Raw genomic sequence first — 17,591 nt, 5'->3', positions numbered from 1 at the left:
CTTTTAAATCTATAAATTCGCTCTAATTTCCAATTAATCATAAAACAAACAAATATATTTTGGCAGCTAAAGATAAAGTAATAAAAGAGACTCCATTAATGAAACAATACAACGAAATCAAGAGAAAATATCCTGATGCTTGTTTGTTATTTAGAGTGGGCGATTTTTATGAAACTTTTGGCGACGATGCTGTTAGAGCTTCTAAAATTTTAGGAATTACATTAACAAAACGCGGTGCTGGCTCAGAGACCGAAACTGCTTTGGCAGGTTTCCCACATCATTCAATAAATACCTATTTACCTAAATTAGTCAAAGCAGGACTTCGGGTGGCAATTTGTGATCAATTAGAAGATCCGAAAATGACTAAAACCATTGTAAAAAGAGGTGTGACTGAGCTAGTAACCCCAGGTGTTTCGATGAATGACGAAGTATTGAATTCTAAATCCAATAACTTCTTGGCTTCGGTTTATTTTACCACTAAAATAATTGGAGTTTCTTTTTTAGACATTTCTACAGGTGAATTTTTAACAGCACAAGGAAATGCGGAATACATTGATAAATTACTGCAAAATTTTAGTCCTTCAGAAGTCCTAATTCAAAAAAACAATAAGAACGATTTTAAAGAAAATTTCGGAAATGATTTTCATTGTTTCTACCTTGAAGACTGGATTTACAAAGAAGACTATGCTTTTGAAACCTTAACAAAACATTTCCAAACCATTTCTTTAAAAGGTTTTGGCATCGAAGATTTGAAAGAAGGAATTATTGCTTCCGGAGCAATTTTATACTATTTGTCCGAAACTCAACATAACAGAGTACAGCACATTACTTCAATTCAGCGTATTGCAGAGGATGCCTATGTATGGATGGATCGTTTTACGATTCGTAATTTAGAATTGTATCACAGTTACAATCCAAATGCCGTAACGCTTTTGGACGTAATGGATCGTACGCTTTCGCCGATGGGAGGACGTTTATTAAAACGTTGGTTAGCTTTACCTTTAAAAGATGCTAATAAAATCAGAAACCGTCATCAGGTTGTAACGTATTTGAAAGAAAATCAAGAGGTACTGAAAAAAATGCAATACCAAATCAAGCAAATATCTGATTTGGAACGTTTGATTTCTAAAATTGCAGCTGGAAAAGTGTCCCCTCGTGAAGTTGTTTATTTAAAAGAATCCTTGGATGCCATTATCCCTATCAAGACTTTGGCATTAGAAAGTCCGCAAGAAGCCGTCAAGGTTATTGGTGACAGCTTACATAGTTGTGATTTATTGCGTGAAAAGATAAAAACAACGTTAAATCAAGAAGCACCAGTCGCTATTTCAAAGGGAAATGCGATTGCTAAAGGAGTAAATCCAGAATTAGATGAGTTGAGAGCAATTTCAACCTCTGGAAAAGAATACCTAGAAGGGATTGAAGCAAGAGAATCAGAACGTACTGGAATTACTTCGCTTAAAATTTCATTTAACAATGTCTTTGGCTACTATATCGAAGTTCGAAATACACACAAAGATAAGGTGCCTACAGAGTGGATCCGAAAACAAACCTTAGTCAATGCAGAGCGTTATATTACAGAAGAATTAAAAGAATACGAAACCAAAATTCTTGGTGCCGAAGAAAAGATTCAAAAAATCGAATCAGAGCTTTTTGAGCAATTAGTAGCTTGGATTACTACTTACATCAAGCCAGTTCAATTGAACGCTAATCTTATAGCCCAATTGGATTGTTTATGTTCCTTTACACAATTAGCTATCGAGAATAAATATATTTGTCCACAATTAGACGAAACGTTTGAACTTGAAATTCAAAACGGAAGACATCCCGTGATTGAGAAACAATTACCTGTGGGAACGCCTTATATTGCTAACGATGTATTTCTGGATAGAGAAACACAACAGTTGATCATGATCACTGGACCCAATATGTCCGGTAAGTCGGCTATTTTGCGTCAAACAGCTTTGATTGTTCTGCTAGCGCAAATGGGAAGTTTTGTCCCTGCTGATAGTGTCCGAATGGGGATTATTGACAAAATATTTACTAGAGTCGGTGCGAGTGATAACATCTCTATGGGGGAATCCACATTTATGGTCGAAATGAATGAAACGGCTTCCATCTTGAATAACTTATCCGATAGAAGTTTAGTACTCCTGGATGAAATCGGACGTGGAACCAGTACGTATGATGGTATTTCGATTGCTTGGGCAATTGCTGAGTACTTACATGAACATCCATCAAAACCTAAAACTCTTTTTGCTACACATTATCACGAATTAAATGAGATGAGTGAGTTATTGCCTCGAATCCAGAATTACAATGTTTCAGTGAAAGAATTGAAAGATTCTGTTTTGTTTATTAGAAAACTGGTTAAAGGAGGAAGTGCACATAGTTTTGGTATTCATGTGGCAAAAATGGCAGGAATGCCTCAAATTGTGATTCAAAAAGCACAGAAATTATTGAAAAAGCTCGAGAAAAATCATTCAAGTGATGCTTTAAACGGAATAAAATCAGAGAAAGAAGAGATGCAAATGAGTTTCTTTAATCTAGATGATCCTTTATTAGAAGAAATAAAAGAAGAAATCTTAAATCTTGACATTAATACAGTAACCCCTGTAGAAGCTTTAATGAAGCTGAACGAGATAAAGAGAATGCTAACTAGAAAATAATTTTGCACATAAACTTTAGGTTATCAGAATGTTATAAAATAATTTAAAAAAACTTTCAAAAAGCTATTGTTTTACTCAATAAAAGTCTTAAATTTGCATCCGCAATACAGAACAAGTATCGCGGTTCTTTTTAAGGATTGAAAATGCGAAAATAGCTCAGTTGGTAGAGCGCGACCTTGCCAAGGTCGAGGTCGCGGGTTCGAGCCCCGTTTTTCGCTCAACGCCATATAATGCTCGGATGGTGAAATTGGTAGACACGCTGGACTTAAAATCCAGTGAACAGCAATGTTCGTGCGGGTTCAAGTCCCGCTCTGAGTACTAAAGCCTCTTCTTTTGAAGAGGCTTTTTTTTGTTTATAACTACACACGTTTTTATTAAAGGAAAACCAATAAAGATTGTATTTTTAAAATCTAAAATAGCCAATATAAACCATGGGTTCTTTTGTAATTAGCAAGCGATTTAGCGGAGATTATAAGTTCGAATACACTTCTAGGAAAGGGAAGCCTATTTTTACAAGCAATACATACGAATTACGCATGGACTGCGAAGCCGATGCAGAACTACTTCGTTCACAATTCAATCAATGCTCTTTTATAAAGTTCAAGACCTCAAAAGGAAAATTCTTCTTTAGAGTAGTCAGTAACGATACCGTTATGGCCGTTAGCCGAAAATACTCTACTGAGCTGATGGCACAAAAAGGGATTGACGAAATTACAAAATACGGCTCTCGGGCCGAAATATTAGATTTTGCTGCTAGTGAAGTAATTTTTGATGACTAAAACACATTATAACTAAATAAAAAAGGAGTCCTGACGTAAATACGCCAGAACTCCTTTTTTATACGGAATACTCAACACCATAAAAAAATAAAAAAAGCCATCACAAGGATGGCTTTGATTTTTTTCTAGAATAAATTCTTGATTAGTGAGCAGCAGGTGTTTCAACTTCAGTAGTTGTAACAGTAGTGTCAGCCTCTATCGTTGTAGTATCAACAGCAACAGTATCAACAACAACAGCAGTTGTGTCAACAGCTACAACTTCTTCAGCAGAAGCATCAGCTTTTTTACAAGATACAACAGTTAAAACAGCAACTACAGCTAAACTTAAAAATACTTTTTTCATCTTACTTTAATATAAAAGGTTAATTATTAATTCGGAGCAAAGATATAAAATTTTTGATATGTAAATTATTTTTTCAATTTTTTTTTAAAAATATTCTGTGATTTGTTTTTTAGACAGTATTTATAGGGTTTGGAGTAAGTGTATCTCACAACTTGTGATTTTTTTTAAAAATATTCTTTTTTTTTAATTGTTTGATATTAAAAAAGTTGTGCCTTTTTTTAATCTTTAATGTTGTTATTTTTAAATTAGTTGTTTTGATGTTATTTTTGAGATTATTTGTAATACCAAAGAATGCGTTTTTTAAAGGCTCTTTTTTTTATAAAAACTAAATTTTATAGGGATAAAATACGTCTTTAATTATTGAGTTTTTATTTAGTGTTTGTTATAATATATTCCAGGATACTTTTTGTTGCTCCTTTATTTGCTGTAACAAAGTCGCTACAAATCGCTCCTTTTTCCTTTTGAAGGACTGAATTATTGATTAAATTATTAAAAATGACTTGCAATTCATTTTGAGTAGAAACAGAAATACATCCTTTTAATTCAACTAGAGCTGTAGCTTCAGCAAAATGTGAATAATTAGCCCCAATAACTATAGGGACACCAAAAGTAGCTGGCTCTAAAATATTATGAACGCCAGGATTCCCAAAACCACCACCTACATAAGCGATATCAGCATAACTATAGATCTTAGTTAAAATTCCGATAGTATTAATAATGAAAACGTCGTAATCTGCTAGATTTTTATCTTTCATATCCGAAAACAAAACTGTTTTTTTTGTGATACTATTCTTTAGTTGATTTATTTGTTCTCCTTTGATGTTATGAGGTGCGATAATAAATTTGACCTTTTGTGTAGTGGTATTGATGTAATTAACAAGCAATTCTTCGTCTTTAGGCCATGAACTTCCAATTACAATAGTGGTTGTATTATTTTTAAAGTCCTGAATAAAATCAAGCGTATTGTCTTTTTCTAAAATGGCAATCACACGATCAAATCGGGTATCACCTGAGACAATAACATTTGTTTTACCTAGTCGTTGTACCAATTCTTTTGATTTCTCATTTTGCACAAAAAAGAAGGTAAAAGCATCTAAAGCTTTTCTATAAAAACCGCCGTATGACCTAAAGAATAACTGATTTTCTCTAAATATTCCTGATATTAGATAAGTAGGTGTCTTTTTATTTTTTAAAATAGTCAAGTAATTTATCCAAAATTCATATTTAATAAAAAACACCATTTCTGGATGTGTTAAATTGATAAAACGTTTTGCATTGGCTATTGTATCCAAAGGTAAATAAACTGTAACATCAGCAACAGTGTTGTTTTTTCGAACCTCATAACCAGAAGGAGAAAAAAACGTTAGGATGATTTTATGAGCTGGAAATTGTTCTTTTACTTTTTCCATAACAGGTAAACCTTGTTCGTATTCTCCTAAAGAAGCAGCATGAAACCAAATCGTTTGATCTTCATTGTTTATTTTTTGCGAAAGCGTTGTCCATACCGTTTTTCTACCATCAACAAATAATTTAATTTTTGGACTAAATAGAGCGATAATTTTTAATGAAATTTGGGCTATAAAAAACGTGAAATTGTATAGAAAATGCATCCGAATATTTTTTGGGGCTAAAATACATTTTCTTTGGCTTAAAATCATTGGTTTGAAATCAATAATACCTATTTTTGTTTTCACTTTGTGAAAGAAACATCATAAGCTAACCACTGTAATGCCACTCTTTCTAATTATAAATTACTGGATAAATGAAGAAAATTCAAATGGTTGACTTAAAGAGTCAATATGATAAAATCGCTACTACCGTTAATGCTTCTATTCAAGAAGTTTTGGATACCAATACGTATATTAACGGACCTCAGGTACATCAATTTCAAAAATCTTTAGAAGATTATTTAGAAATTAAACACGTGATTCCATGTGCGAATGGTACAGATGCTTTGCAAATTGCGATGATGGGACTAGGTTTAAAACCAGGTGATGAAGTTATTACTGCTGATTTTACTTTCGCAGCTACTGTTGAAGTAATTGCGTTGCTACAATTGACCCCAGTATTAGTAGATGTGGACATGCACGATATGAATATTTCGATCGAAAAAATCAAACAAGCCATTACTTCAAAAACAAAAGCCATTGTCCCTGTTCATTTGTTTGGACGTGCAGCTAATATGGATGCAATTATGGAATTAGCAGCAGCTCATAATTTGTTTGTAATAGAAGATAATGCACAAGCTATTGGAGCCGATTTCATTTCTACTATTGGAACAAAAAGCAAAGTAGGAACGATTGGTCATGTTGGAGCTACTTCTTTCTTTCCTTCTAAAAACTTAGGTTGTTATGGTGATGGCGGCGCTATTTTTACCAATGACGACGCTTTAGCACATACTATTCGCGGAATTGTAAATCACGGAATGTACGAACGTTACCACCACGATGTTGTGGGAGTAAATTCACGTTTAGATAGTATTCAAGCAGGAGTCTTGAATGCAAAACTACCTTTGTTAGATGAATACAATCAAGCGCGTCGTGAAGCGGCAGCGAAGTATAATACAGCTTTATCAGGACATACTAAAATAGTTACTCCTGCATTTGACATAAACGAAAACAACCATGTTTTTCATCAATATGTATTGCGAATCATTAATGCGGATAGAGACGGATTGATGAAACACTTGTTAGATAAAGGAATTCCTTGTGCTATTTACTATCCTATTCCGTTACATTCTCAAAAAGCATATACTGATTCAAGATACAAAGAAGTAGATTTTCCAGTAACCAATCAATTGGTCAACGAAGTAATTGCATTGCCAATGCATACCGAATTAGAAGATGAACAAATTCAATTTATCACCGATAGTATATTGGAGTTTTTGAAATAAAAGATAGTATTTACATAAAGAAAAAGCCTTGTGATTAATTGTTTACAAGGCTTTTTCTTTATTAAATAGTTTGTTTTTAAAGCACTAATTCTAGATACAACTTATCAAAAGTAGCGTCTAAATTCAAACTAAATCCAGAATGTGGCCTGCTTGTTTGAATGCTAGAGCTTTTAATAGCAGTAAGCCACCTAAAACGTTCATCTTTTTCAAAATGCGCAATCGGTCCTGCATTTTTTTTACCTTCGCAAACGGCTGAAAAAGATTCTAAATTGACTTTGAGTTGGTCTAAATCAAATTCACTACAAAAAGAGCGAATTTTTTCCGCTGGAATCTGGTATTGAATACGCAAATATTTTTGACGTTTACAATATAGCATCAAACCTACATTGATGAATTCCCCGCGTTCTACCCTAGGCACCACACGAATGACTGCGTAATCATATAAGTGCTGTTCGTGCATCTTGGGCTTGTTTTAAAAAGATTTCGGCGTTTTTTAAACGGACGCTTAAAAACTGAAAATAAATTTCTTTGATTTCCTTAGGTGTACTATCTAGTTCTTCCCACTGCAACCAGTCCTCTGGAATCTGATTCACAATTTCTTTCAGTATTTTGTCATATGGCAGTACATTCCTGATGTGCCTTCTCGAGTTGAAATGCTTTAGGCAATAAAACATGGTCTTTAATTAAGGTAAAAGGGGTAACTGCTGTTTTTTCCCAATTTACCCATGAATGATGAAAGTAAAACGAAGCACCGTGATCAATCAGCCACAATTCTTTTTTCCAAATGAGTAAGTTGGTGTTTTTAAAAGTGCGGTCTACATTAGTAATAAAAGCATCTAGCCAAACTATTTTGGAAGCTAATAAAGATTCGCAATCATTAGCTGCAGCATCATACGTTAAGGCTCCAGATAAATAATGCAATCCTAAATTCAAACCTTGGCTAAACTTTAGTAAATCTTGAATTTCTTCATCGGCTTCTGTTCTTCCAAAGGCTTCATCAAGATGAGCAAAGACCAATTCAGGAATGGGTAATCCTAGTTTTTTAGCAATTTGACCTCCTAAAAATTCAGCAATCAAAGCTTTGACCCCGTGTCCTGCTCCTCTAAATTTTAATACATATTTAAAATCGTCGTCAGCTTCTACTAGAGCAGGCAAAGAACCGCCTTCTCGCAAAGGGGTGATGTATCGAGTAACATTGACTGTTCGTAAATCTAAATTCATAAAAAGAAATTCTAAAAACAAAGATAACATAAAATTTAGCGACAGCATATTTTAAAAATGAAGTCATTGTTTAAATTGTAAATAATTAATTGTAAATTTGTTAGGGTATAAAAACTGGAATTATGGATGCTCGAAAGGACAAAAAAACAGATAAAGCCGAAGAACCTGCCGTTTTTTATGAAAAATCTATAAAAAAACAAAAAGGAATTGATCACACTACTTTCGATTTTGAGGAAGAATTTAAAAAAGGATATACGCCAGAGGAATTTAAAGCTGAGATGTTTAAAAGAATAAAAGCTTATCCTTGGAAAAAATAATTTTTACGGAGGAAATTCTTTTCTATTTCGACGAACTGATCAATACACTTTTTGTAGAAGAGTATTTTGGATATGTTGAAAATGCACAACTATATGTTACTAAAATTGTAGATTTTATTATTGTTGAAATTCATAATTCCCCTCATAAGAGAACTCCAGAAATACTAGGCTATCTTGGTTCCAATTACATTTTTTATAAATTCAACAAGCGTACTACTTGGTATATTTTCTTCGAAAAAAAAGATACTAATATTCTAATTACTGGAATATTCAATACTCATTGTGAAGAAGCAAAAAGTCTCTAAATGTAAAAATCCCCACAAATTTTCATAAGTGAGGATGATATATAGTACAAAAGGGAACCCTAATTAAGCATTCGCAGTAACCGCTTCTTTATTAATTTTTCCAATTAATCCAGCTAAAACTTTTCCAGGACCTACTTCAGTAAATAAGCTTGCACCGTCAGCAATCATTTGTTGCACTGATTGTGTCCATTTTACAGGAGCCGTCAACTGAATAATTAAGTTTTTCTTGATTTCATTAGCGTCAGACACTGCTGCTGCCGTTACATTTTGATACACTGGGCAAATAGGAGTTGAGAAAGTAGTTGCTTCAATCGCTGCCGCTAATTCCTCACGAGCTGGTTCCATCATTGGTGAATGAAAAGCACCACCTACCGGCAATAACAAAGCGCGTTTTGCACCTGCTTCTTTCATTTTTTCGCAAGCTAATTCTACTGCTTTAAATTCTCCCGAAATTACCAATTGCCCTGGGCAGTTGTAATTTGCAGCTACCACCACACCATCAATAGAAGCACAAACCTCTTCAACGATATTGTCTGCTAATCCTAAAACTGCAGCCATAGTCGAAGGTGTAATTTCACAAGCTTTTTGCATCGCTAAAGCACGCTGCGAAACCAATTTCAATCCGTCCTCAAAACTCAAAGCACCATTAGCAACCAAAGCTGAGAATTCTCCCAAAGAATGTCCCGCTACCATTTCAGGTTTAAAATCTTCGCCTAATGTTTTTGCTAAAATTACCGAATGCAAGAAAACGGCTGGCTGGGTTACTTTGGTTTCTTTCAATTCTTCGGCAGTACCTTCAAACATAATGTCTGTGATACGGAAACCTAAAATTTCGTTTGCTTTTTCGAATAAATCTTTGGCCAAAGTCGAGTTCTCGTATAAATCTTTACCCATACCTGTGAATTGTGCGCCTTGCCCTGGAAATACGTATGCTTTCATCTGTGTGTTTTTTGTTTAAAATTTAAGGGATCTAATTTTCTACATTTGAAGAAAATAAAAAACCGCCTGCAAAAATAAACTTTTTAAGCATAAAAAAACCTTGCAAATTATAAAATATGCAAGGTTGCTGTGTTTGATGTAGTGGGATTATTGTTTTACAAATTGCAAATCAATGATCAATTTTATTTCTTCTCCAACTAAAACACCTCCAGTTTCTAAGGCTGAGTTCCAGTTTAGTCCCCAATCTTTACGGTTAATTTTTCCTTCAATGTTTAAACCTACTTTGGTATTTCCCCAAGGATCTGTCATCAATCCGCTGAATTCTACAGGAAGTTTAACTTCTTTTGAAACGCCTCTAATGTTTAAATCTCCAGTTAATTCAAAGTTGTTATCGTTTATTTTCGTAAATGATTTACTTGTAAAACTTAATTTTGGGTGGTTTTCAGCGTCAAAAAAATCACCACTTTTTAAGTGGGTATCTCTATCTGCGTTTCGGGTGTCAATAGAGTTAATGTCAGCCGAGAATGAAAAAACAGCGTCTGTAAAATCATCGTTTTGAGTTTCAATATTTCCTTCATAAGAATCGAATTTTCCTGAAACATTGGTAAACATCATGTGTTTTACTTTAAAACCAATTTCTGAATGTGTTGGGTCAATTGCCCATTTTGTAGTTGCCATAATTATGTGTTTTTAAGATTATTAATAAGAACACTACAAAGATACTTTCAGACTGTAAACAGAGCACTTAACCTAGATTAAGAAATGAATTTACGTATTGCCATTATTCAAATAAAACGATAAGGCTCCCGAAGGACATTTATGAATGGTATCCATAATTTTTTCAGAGGAAGAAGCTTCAATCTTAATCCAAGGTTTCTCTTTAGGCTGAAAAACCTCAGGATTATTTCGCACGCAATTACCCGAATGAATGCATTTTCCAGATTGCCATATCACAGTAACTTCACCGTTAGTATATTCTTTTTGAATGTCTTTTGGATCCATGTTATAAAGAGGTGTTAATTAAAATTTTATTTTTTAGAATTTTTGAAACAGGACATTTTTCAGCAATATTGAGCAGTCTTTTTTTGATGTCTTCATCAATTGGTATTGGAAAACTAATAGAACGTGTTATTGTTGTTGTCAATTCGGAATCCGTTTCTTGACTCATGTTTAGTGAAATATTGATATCCGGAATATCCCATCCTTTTCGGTCAATGTACATTCGTAAAGTAGACAAAGTACAACTCGCTAAAGAAGCCAAAAGAGCCGTGTAAGGATCAGGCCCCAAGTCCTGTCCTTCAATGGATTGTGGCTCGTCCATATAAAAGGTGCCTTTTCTCCAGCTAATGGTGCATTTGTATTTTTGAATTCCAATGTGTCCTTTGATATCTTCTTCTAATAGTTTTTCCATAATTATAAAACGTCTTTAAATTCAGGTGTTTTGTCGAAAACTCTTTTTGCAAAAGGACAAAGTGGAATGATTTTTAACTTTTTTTCTCGGGCAAATTCAACAGCTTTTTGGACCATTTTTTTACCCAATCCTTTTCCGTTATACGCTTTGTTTACTTCCGTATGGTCAATGATAATTTTATCAGAACCAGCAAAAACAAAGGTCATTTTTGCTTCTATTTTGTTGTCAATTTCAATGTAAAAAAGACCTTTGTCATTGTTGATTTCTAATTTCACTTCTGTTTCCATAATTCAATTAGTGTTTCATTGGGATTTCCATCATTAAAAATTTGGCATCTGTGGTTGCTTTTATTTCTAATGTGTCAAAATCAGTAATTCCTAATCCATCTCTCGTTTCTAATTTTTGACCATCAACAGTAATGGTTCCTGAAATTACGATAAGATACAAACCATTTCCTTCTTTTTTAACACTATAGTTTTTAGAAAAACCAGCTTGAAAATCAGCCAAATGAAACCAAGCATCTTGATGAATCCAAACGCCTTCGTCATCTGCATTAGGCGATAAAATTTGTGCAAAGTCATTTTTTTGTTTGCTAGCGTCTAAAGTAATTTGTTGGTAGCGAGGGGTTACATTTTGAGCTTTTGGAAACAACCATATTTGAAATAATTTTGTTCTTTGTTCGGCATTCGGATTGAATTCAGAATGTTGCACTCCTGAACCCGCGCTCATTACTTGTACGTCTCCCGTTTTTATGGTAGCGGCATTTCCTAGGCTGTCTTTGTGAGCCAAATCTCCTTCTAGCGGAATGGTAATGATTTCCATGTTTTTATGTGGATGGGTACCAAAACCCATTCCAGCGGCAATGGTATCATCGTTCAAGACACGAAGAACTCCAAATTGCTCTCTATCGGCATTGTAATAATTTGCAAAACTAAACGTATGATATGCATTAAGCCATCCGTGATTTGCGTTTCCTCTTGTATTTGCTGGGTGTAAAACTGTAGTTGCCATAAGTATAAATTTAGTGATTATTATATTACAAATTTACAGCCGATGTCGAAGTTTAGCACTTAACCTAGATTAAGAAAGTGCTATTCTAAAATTAAATTCTAAAAAGACAAACCATTTACTCGCTAAAATTTAGACCTAAAAAAACCTTAGCTCACAAAGGAACTAAGGTCATTTTAAAAATTATTATTTGTATTTTTAAATTTCGTCCATCATATCAATATGTCTATCGTGGTATCCTAAAAGATATAAAACACCATCAAGACCCAAACTTGATATTGAAGTCGAAGCACTTTCTTTCACCTTTGGTTTTGCGTGAAATGCGATTCCAAGACCTGCTAAGTTAATCATTGGCAAGTCATTAGCGCCATCTCCAACAGCAATGGTTTGGTTGATGTGGATTCCTTCTTTTTCAGCAATAGCTTGAAGATATTCAGCTTTCTTTTGACCATCAACAATTTCTCCTATATACCTACCCGTTAGTTTTCCATCTATTATTTCCAGTTGATTAGCGTGAACGTAATCAATCCCTAATTCTTTTTGCAAATAGTCGCCAAAATAAGTGAATCCACCTGATAAAATTGCCGTTTTATAACCATAGTATTTCAAGGCTTTCATAAGTCGGTGTGCGCCTTTGGTAATAGGTAATCTTTCTGCAACACTTTGCAACACCTCTTCACTTAAACCTTCTAGCAAAGCCATGCGTTTTTTGAAACTTTCGTTAAAATCGATTTCGCCATTCATTGCTGACTCGGTAATCGCTCTTACTTCTGCTCCTACTCCATTTAGTTCGGCTAATTCATCGATAACTTCAGTTTGAATTAGAGTCGAATCCATATCAAAACACACTAAACGACGGTTTCTGCGGTACATATTATCTTCTTGAAAAGAAATATCAACATCTAAAACCCTAGATACCGCCATAAAACTAGCCGTCATTACGGTTTTATCTACAATTTCGCCTGTAACTGATAATTGTACACAAGAACGAGGATATAGTTCTTTTTCGACAACAGAAGTTCTTCCTGTTAATCGAACAATTGAATCAATATTTAAATTTTGATCAGACATGATTTTAGTCACCGCAGACAACTGAGCAGCGGTTAGATGCTCACCTAAAATATTGATAATATAACGCTGCTTAGATTGTGCTTTTACCCAAGTTTCATAATCAGCGATAGAGATGGGAATAAATTTCACTTTAATTCCTAATTCATATCCTTTAAACAATAAATCCTTCAAAACAGGTGCAGATAAAGAACCTCTTTTTATTTCAAATAAAATCCCTAAGGACAGTGTATCATGAATATCAGCCTGCCCTATGTCTAAAATTAGGGCATCGTATGTCGCCAATACAGCGGTCAACCCAGCGGTTACCCCTGGTTTGTCCTGACCCGAAACTTTTAATAAAATGATTTCTTTATCTTCTATTGCCATTTTGTTTTTATATTGGTTTTCAGTGGGCAAAATTCGGTAATCTATTGTTGATATAAAAGAATAATGTTGGTTTTTTTGTGAAAGGCTTTTTTTAACATATAAGTCATATATGGTAGACATAATTAGCTATAGGACATATATGTTTATAAATAAATTTTGGCAGACATAGAAAAACCTGCTCAAATTAATGAACAGGTTGCTAATTATTTCAAAAAAACGGAAGCATTACGAAGCAATTTCCAAACGTTTCAATAAATTTTTATTCAAGGTTTCTTGAGCGTATTCCTTATTAATTTCTAATATTTTATCATCAGAACTTGGTAATTCATACATGGCATCAGTCAAAATTGCTTCGCATAACGAACGCAATCCACGAGCACCTAATTTGTATTCTAAAGCTTTATCCACAATAAAATCCAAAGCTTCGTCTGTAATATTAAACTCAACCTCATCCATTAAAAACAACTTTTGGTATTGTTTGATTAACGCATTTTTAGGTTGGGTTAAGATTGCTCTTAGCGTTTCTCTATCCAATGGATCCATGTGTGTCAAAACTGGCAAACGACCAATGATTTCAGGAATCAAACCAAAATCTTTAATATCTTTTGGAATGATGTACTGCAATAAATTTTCTTTATCGATGTTATCTGCATTTTTAGAAGTTGAATACCCAACAGCCTGACGGTTCAAACGTTTTGAAATCACTTTTTCGATTCCGTCAAAAGCACCACCAGCGATAAACAAAATGTTTTGCGTATTTACCTCAACAAATTTTTGATCTGGATGCTTACGTCCTCCTTTTGGTGGTACGTTCACTATTGTTCCTTCCAATAATTTTAATAAGGCTTGCTGTACTCCTTCACCAGAAACATCACGAGTAATAGATGGATTATCACTCTTACGAGCAATTTTATCAATTTCGTCAATAAAAACGATTCCTCTTTCTGCTTTGGTAACATCGTAATCAGCAGCTTGCAAAAGGCGTGTCAAAATACTTTCCACATCTTCTCCTACATAACCTGCTTCTGTTAATACGGTTGCATCAACGATAGCCAAAGGAACATCTAACATCTTAGCAATGGTTTTAGCCACTAATGTTTTACCTGTACCCGTTTGTCCCACCATGATGATATTGCTTTTTTCAATCTCTACCTCATCGTCCTCTTGCTGTTGCATCAAACGTTTGTAGTGATTGTAAACCGCCACCGACATTACTTTTTTAGTTTGATCTTGTCCAATTACATATTGGTCTAAGAACGCTCTAATTTCTTTGGGTTTTTGCAAAATCAAATCCCCTACAACATTAGTCCCTTTACTTGATTTTATTTCTTCAAGAACAATACCATGTGCTTGCTCGATACATTTGTCGCATATATGCGCATCAATACCTGCAATAAGCAAATTGGTGTCTGGTTTCTTGCGTCCACAAAATGAACATTCTAATTTTTCTTTTGCCATTATTTTTTGTTTAAAGTTTAAAAGGTTTAAAGTTTCAAGTTACGTGGGCAACTTGAATCCTGAAACATTAAACTTGGAACTAATTTAACTTCTTCTCAACACTTCATCAATCATTCCGTATTCCTTAGCTTCGTCAGCGATCATCCAATAATCACGTTCACTATCAAGGTGTACTTTATCGAATGTTTGTCCTGAATGTTGTGAAATAATTTTATACAATTCGTCTTTTAATTTCAACATCTCTCTCAAGTTAATTTCCATATCAGTTGCAACTCCTTGTGCACCTCCTGACGGTTGGTGAATCATCACTCTTGAATGTGGCAAAGCCGAACGTTTTCCTGCTGCACCAGCACATAATAAAACCGCTCCCATAGAAGCCGCCATACCCGTACAAATTGTTGCTACATCAGGTTTGATGTATTGCATCGTATCATAAATTCCTAAACCTGCATAAACACTACCTCCTGGAGAGTTTATATAGATTTGGATGTCTTTAGACGCATCAGCGCTTTCCAAGAACAATAATTGTGCTTGAACGATATTTGCAATTTGGTCATCAATTCCTGTTCCTAGGAAAATAATACGATCCATCATTAATCTCGAAAAAACATCTAATTGAGACACATTCAACTGACGTTCTTCAATAATATAAGGAGTCATATTTGTAGGATTCATTGCTGTTACGATTTTGTCGTAATACATCGCATTTACTCCGTGGTGCTTAGTCGCAAATTTTTTAAATTCTTTACCGTAATTCATTGTATATAAGTTAGGTGTTATACGTTAAGTGTTATAAGTTATTTGTTAGGTGTTTTGAGATTTGAGACTTAATGTTTTGGATTTTAAATTTTCGTTATTTTAAAACGAAAACTCTCTTCCAACACCTCTGTTTTCTCTTGGAAACCAAAAAACAATTAAACAAAAGAGCGTCAAAAAAACTTTTGACGCTCAAATATACTTATTTTTTATTGTTCAGTATCTGTAATAAAATCATAAAGTTTAAAAAAGTAGGTTCTTGAACTATCCAGCAAATTTTCGTCCCAACCACATACCTCTTAACCCCTAACTTTTAACTTTATTCACCATACGAAGCTGCAATAAACTCTTCGTAAGTCACTTCTTTAGTTGTTGGGTTTGCTTTCTCTTTGAAAACTTCCAACAATTTCTCAGCAACAACTTGCTCAGAAAGTCTTTTTACTTCGTCTTGGTTAGACAATACTCTGGCTACAATTCCTTGAACTTCTTCGTCAGTAGGATTTGTTTGTCCGTATTGTGCCATTTGTTGACGGATATTTTTAGTTGTGAATGTTTTCAAGTCTTCAAAAGTGATTTTGATATCAGACTGCGCCATTGCTTTTCCTTCAATCAATTGGAAACGCAATCCTTTTTCAGAACGAGCGTATTCTACTTCAGCTTCCTCTGGAGACAATTTTTTCTCTCCTACCGTTTGCAACCATTTCTTCAAGAAAGCTTCTGGCAATTCGAATTTAGTGTTCTCGATTAAGAACTCAGTAACATCACCTAATAATTTTTGGTCAGCTTGTTGTGCAAATTGAGATTCAGCATCTTCTTTAATTTTTGCTTTCAATTCTTCAAGCGTAGCTACAGTACCTTCACCAAACAATTGATCAAACAATTCTTGGTTTAATTCCGCTGGTTCTGATGCGTTGATAGTTTCAATAGTAAAGTCAACATCAATTGCTAAATCATGTACATTATCGTGACCTACTTTAAGGTAGTCCATCAATTGGTGATCGTCTTGAAACAATCCTTTAGTATTAACAGTTACAACGTCACCTACTTTTTTACCAATAAATTTATCAGCAGTTGCTTGATCTTTAAAGATAGACAAGTTGATTGTCGTTGTATTCCCAATACCTTCCGCTTCATTTGTAAAAACTCCGTTGATATCTGAATCAGCAGCAACCACTTCTTGTGGAATTGCTTTTCCAAATTGTTTTTGGATACGCTCAACTTGACCGTCAATTAATTTATCATCAGCAGTAACGATGTATTTTACGATATCATTTTTAGCATCAAGATCTATTTCGAAGTTTGGCACTAAACCAATTTCGAATTCAAAAGTCAATTCTTCAGCATCCCAGTCTAAACCTTCGTTTACAACAGGAAGTGGAGTACCTAAAAGGTTCAATCTTTCTGATTGAATGTAACGCTCAAGAGCCAAATCAACCACTTTCTTCACCTCTTCTTGCTTGATCCCTTTACCGTATTGTTTTGCAACAAGGTCTTTAGGCACAGCCCCTTTTCTAAATCCTTTAACAGTTGCCAAAGGCATTTTTTCGTTGATTCTTTTTGCAACTTGACCTTTATAATCCATGTGAACAACAGTCATTACAATTGTTTCAGTCACAGCGTTTATTGCTACTCTTTTAATATCCATCTTCTTCTTTAATTACATTATAAAATTGGGTGGCAAAATTATAAAATATTTCCAACCCAAACAAGCTTTTTTACATATTGAATTCCAAGCACTTCAATCCCTAAAAAGTTATCCTATTTCCAAAGATTTATTGGGGCGTGCCCTCCGTAAAAACTACGGGTCAGGCTGTACGTTGCAAACGAAGTTCACTGAACACCAAAAAATAGTAACTAAGTGAAGTAATCTTTTATTCCGCTACGCTTCATAAAAGGATTTCCATTTCCATCCTTCACGCGGGATTTAGGAACATTTACTTCCATGAACATCTTTTATCTTTTACAAGAAAAAAATAATATATTTGAAATTAAATAAAGTCTGATTGACGTCAGACCTATATACAAATTAGCAGCAATATCACCCAACAACGTAAAAAA

At 34.2% G+C, this 17,591-nt stretch carries 18 protein-coding genes, 2 tRNA genes and 1 pseudogene; 7 read left to right on the top strand and 14 right to left on the bottom strand.

Going from position 1 to position 17,591, the window contains the following annotated elements; all coding sequences use genetic code 11:
• Nucleotides 1–59: 59 nt before the first annotated feature.
• The 4 genes from mutS to WBQ70_RS08295 all read left to right on the top strand — a co-directional run bounded on the left by mutS (nucleotide 60) and on the right by WBQ70_RS08295 (nucleotide 3,445).
• Nucleotides 60–2,666 (top strand): DNA mismatch repair protein MutS, encoded by a 2,607-nt coding sequence (gene mutS, locus WBQ70_RS08310; RefSeq protein WP_423912808.1) that lies wholly within the window; start codon nucleotides 60–62, stop codon nucleotides 2,664–2,666.
• Between the two features lie 145 nt (nucleotides 2,667–2,811).
• A tRNA-Gly gene (locus tag WBQ70_RS08305) sits at nucleotides 2,812–2,884 on the top strand.
• A gap of 14 nt (nucleotides 2,885–2,898) precedes the next feature.
• Nucleotides 2,899–2,984 (top strand) — tRNA-Leu (locus WBQ70_RS08300).
• A gap of 113 nt (nucleotides 2,985–3,097) precedes the next feature.
• Complete coding sequence (locus tag WBQ70_RS08295) at nucleotides 3,098–3,445, top strand: DUF1508 domain-containing protein (RefSeq protein ID WP_423912805.1); 348 nt, start codon at nucleotides 3,098–3,100, stop codon at nucleotides 3,443–3,445.
• A 142-nt stretch (nucleotides 3,446–3,587) separates the two neighbouring features.
• Here the strand turns inward: WBQ70_RS08295 and WBQ70_RS08290 are convergent, their stop codons facing one another.
• Together WBQ70_RS08290 and WBQ70_RS08285 are read right to left on the bottom strand one after the other, a co-directional pair.
• The gene (locus WBQ70_RS08290) at nucleotides 3,588–3,788 is read right to left on the bottom strand and encodes a hypothetical protein (protein ID WP_423912803.1); all 201 of its coding nucleotides are present in this window, start codon (nucleotides 3,786–3,788) and stop codon (nucleotides 3,588–3,590) included.
• A gap of 368 nt (nucleotides 3,789–4,156) precedes the next feature.
• Nucleotides 4,157–5,398 (bottom strand): 3-deoxy-D-manno-octulosonic acid transferase, encoded by a 1,242-nt coding sequence (locus WBQ70_RS08285; protein WP_423912828.1) that lies wholly within the window; start codon nucleotides 5,396–5,398, stop codon nucleotides 4,157–4,159.
• 152 nt (nucleotides 5,399–5,550) lie between these two features.
• Between WBQ70_RS08285 and WBQ70_RS08280 the strand changes: the two genes are divergently transcribed.
• On the top strand, nucleotides 5,551–6,681 hold the full coding sequence (locus WBQ70_RS08280; protein ID WP_423912800.1) for a DegT/DnrJ/EryC1/StrS family aminotransferase: 1,131 nt from the start codon (nucleotides 5,551–5,553) through the stop codon (nucleotides 6,679–6,681).
• Between the two features lie 76 nt (nucleotides 6,682–6,757).
• On the opposite strand, the gene WBQ70_RS08275 is transcribed toward WBQ70_RS08280, so the two are convergent.
• Together WBQ70_RS08275 and WBQ70_RS08270 are read right to left on the bottom strand one after the other, a co-directional pair.
• A complete protein-coding gene (locus tag WBQ70_RS08275) occupies nucleotides 6,758–7,141 on the bottom strand; it encodes a DUF3037 domain-containing protein (RefSeq protein WP_423912797.1) in 384 nt (127 codons plus the stop codon).
• A pseudogene (locus WBQ70_RS08270) lies at nucleotides 7,119–7,902 on the bottom strand (HipA family kinase). The gene WBQ70_RS08275 and the pseudogene WBQ70_RS08270 overlap by 23 nt, the downstream one beginning before the upstream one ends.
• Before the next feature lie 122 nt (nucleotides 7,903–8,024).
• Here WBQ70_RS08270 and WBQ70_RS08265 point away from each other — a divergent pair.
• Both WBQ70_RS08265 and WBQ70_RS08260 read left to right on the top strand, forming a co-directional pair.
• On the top strand, nucleotides 8,025–8,219 hold the full coding sequence (locus WBQ70_RS08265) for a hypothetical protein (protein ID WP_423912795.1): 195 nt from the start codon (nucleotides 8,025–8,027) through the stop codon (nucleotides 8,217–8,219).
• Nucleotides 8,207–8,524, top strand: a complete 318-nt coding sequence (locus WBQ70_RS08260) for a hypothetical protein (protein ID WP_423912793.1) — start codon at nucleotides 8,207–8,209, stop codon at nucleotides 8,522–8,524. The genes WBQ70_RS08265 and WBQ70_RS08260 overlap by 13 nt, the downstream gene beginning before the upstream one ends.
• Before the next feature lie 63 nt (nucleotides 8,525–8,587).
• On the opposite strand, the gene fabD is transcribed toward WBQ70_RS08260, so the two are convergent.
• From fabD to WBQ70_RS08210, 10 genes are all read right to left on the bottom strand, one after another.
• Nucleotides 8,588–9,463, bottom strand: a complete 876-nt coding sequence (gene fabD, locus WBQ70_RS08255; protein ID WP_423912790.1) for an ACP S-malonyltransferase — start codon at nucleotides 9,461–9,463, stop codon at nucleotides 8,588–8,590.
• Between the two features lie 147 nt (nucleotides 9,464–9,610).
• Nucleotides 9,611–10,141, bottom strand: coding sequence for a YceI family protein (locus WBQ70_RS08250; protein ID WP_423912788.1), 531 nt, complete (start codon nucleotides 10,139–10,141; stop codon nucleotides 9,611–9,613).
• A gap of 90 nt (nucleotides 10,142–10,231) precedes the next feature.
• Nucleotides 10,232–10,465, bottom strand: coding sequence for a (4Fe-4S)-binding protein (locus WBQ70_RS08245; protein ID WP_423912785.1), 234 nt, complete (start codon nucleotides 10,463–10,465; stop codon nucleotides 10,232–10,234).
• Nucleotide 10,466: 1 nt separating this feature from the next.
• A complete protein-coding gene (locus WBQ70_RS08240; protein ID WP_423912782.1) occupies nucleotides 10,467–10,874 on the bottom strand; it encodes an OsmC family protein in 408 nt (135 codons plus the stop codon).
• A 2-nt stretch (nucleotides 10,875–10,876) separates the two neighbouring features.
• Complete coding sequence (locus WBQ70_RS08235) at nucleotides 10,877–11,161, bottom strand: GNAT family N-acetyltransferase (protein WP_423912779.1); 285 nt, start codon at nucleotides 11,159–11,161, stop codon at nucleotides 10,877–10,879.
• A gap of 7 nt (nucleotides 11,162–11,168) precedes the next feature.
• Complete coding sequence (locus tag WBQ70_RS08230; RefSeq protein ID WP_423912777.1) at nucleotides 11,169–11,885, bottom strand: pirin family protein; 717 nt, start codon at nucleotides 11,883–11,885, stop codon at nucleotides 11,169–11,171.
• A 195-nt stretch (nucleotides 11,886–12,080) separates the two neighbouring features.
• The gene (serB, locus tag WBQ70_RS08225; protein WP_423912776.1) at nucleotides 12,081–13,319 is read right to left on the bottom strand and encodes a phosphoserine phosphatase SerB; all 1,239 of its coding nucleotides are present in this window, start codon (nucleotides 13,317–13,319) and stop codon (nucleotides 12,081–12,083) included.
• A 225-nt stretch (nucleotides 13,320–13,544) separates the two neighbouring features.
• Nucleotides 13,545–14,777: an ATP-dependent Clp protease ATP-binding subunit ClpX gene (clpX, locus tag WBQ70_RS08220; RefSeq protein ID WP_423912773.1), complete on the bottom strand. Its 1,233-nt coding sequence runs from the start codon at nucleotides 14,775–14,777 to the stop codon at nucleotides 13,545–13,547.
• A gap of 84 nt (nucleotides 14,778–14,861) precedes the next feature.
• Nucleotides 14,862–15,536 (bottom strand): ATP-dependent Clp endopeptidase proteolytic subunit ClpP, encoded by a 675-nt coding sequence (clpP, locus tag WBQ70_RS08215; RefSeq protein WP_423912771.1) that lies wholly within the window; start codon nucleotides 15,534–15,536, stop codon nucleotides 14,862–14,864.
• Nucleotides 15,537–15,852: 316 nt separating this feature from the next.
• Entirely contained in the window at nucleotides 15,853–17,178 is a 1,326-nt protein-coding gene (locus WBQ70_RS08210) for a trigger factor (RefSeq protein WP_423912768.1), read from the bottom strand.
• Nucleotides 17,179–17,591 lie beyond the last annotated feature (413 nt).

The sequence above is a fragment of the Flavobacterium sp. genome (genome assembly GCF_049590715.1).
GTDB lineage: Bacteria > Bacteroidota > Bacteroidia > Flavobacteriales > Flavobacteriaceae > Flavobacterium.
This window is presented reverse-complemented; position numbering and strand designations above follow the sequence as displayed.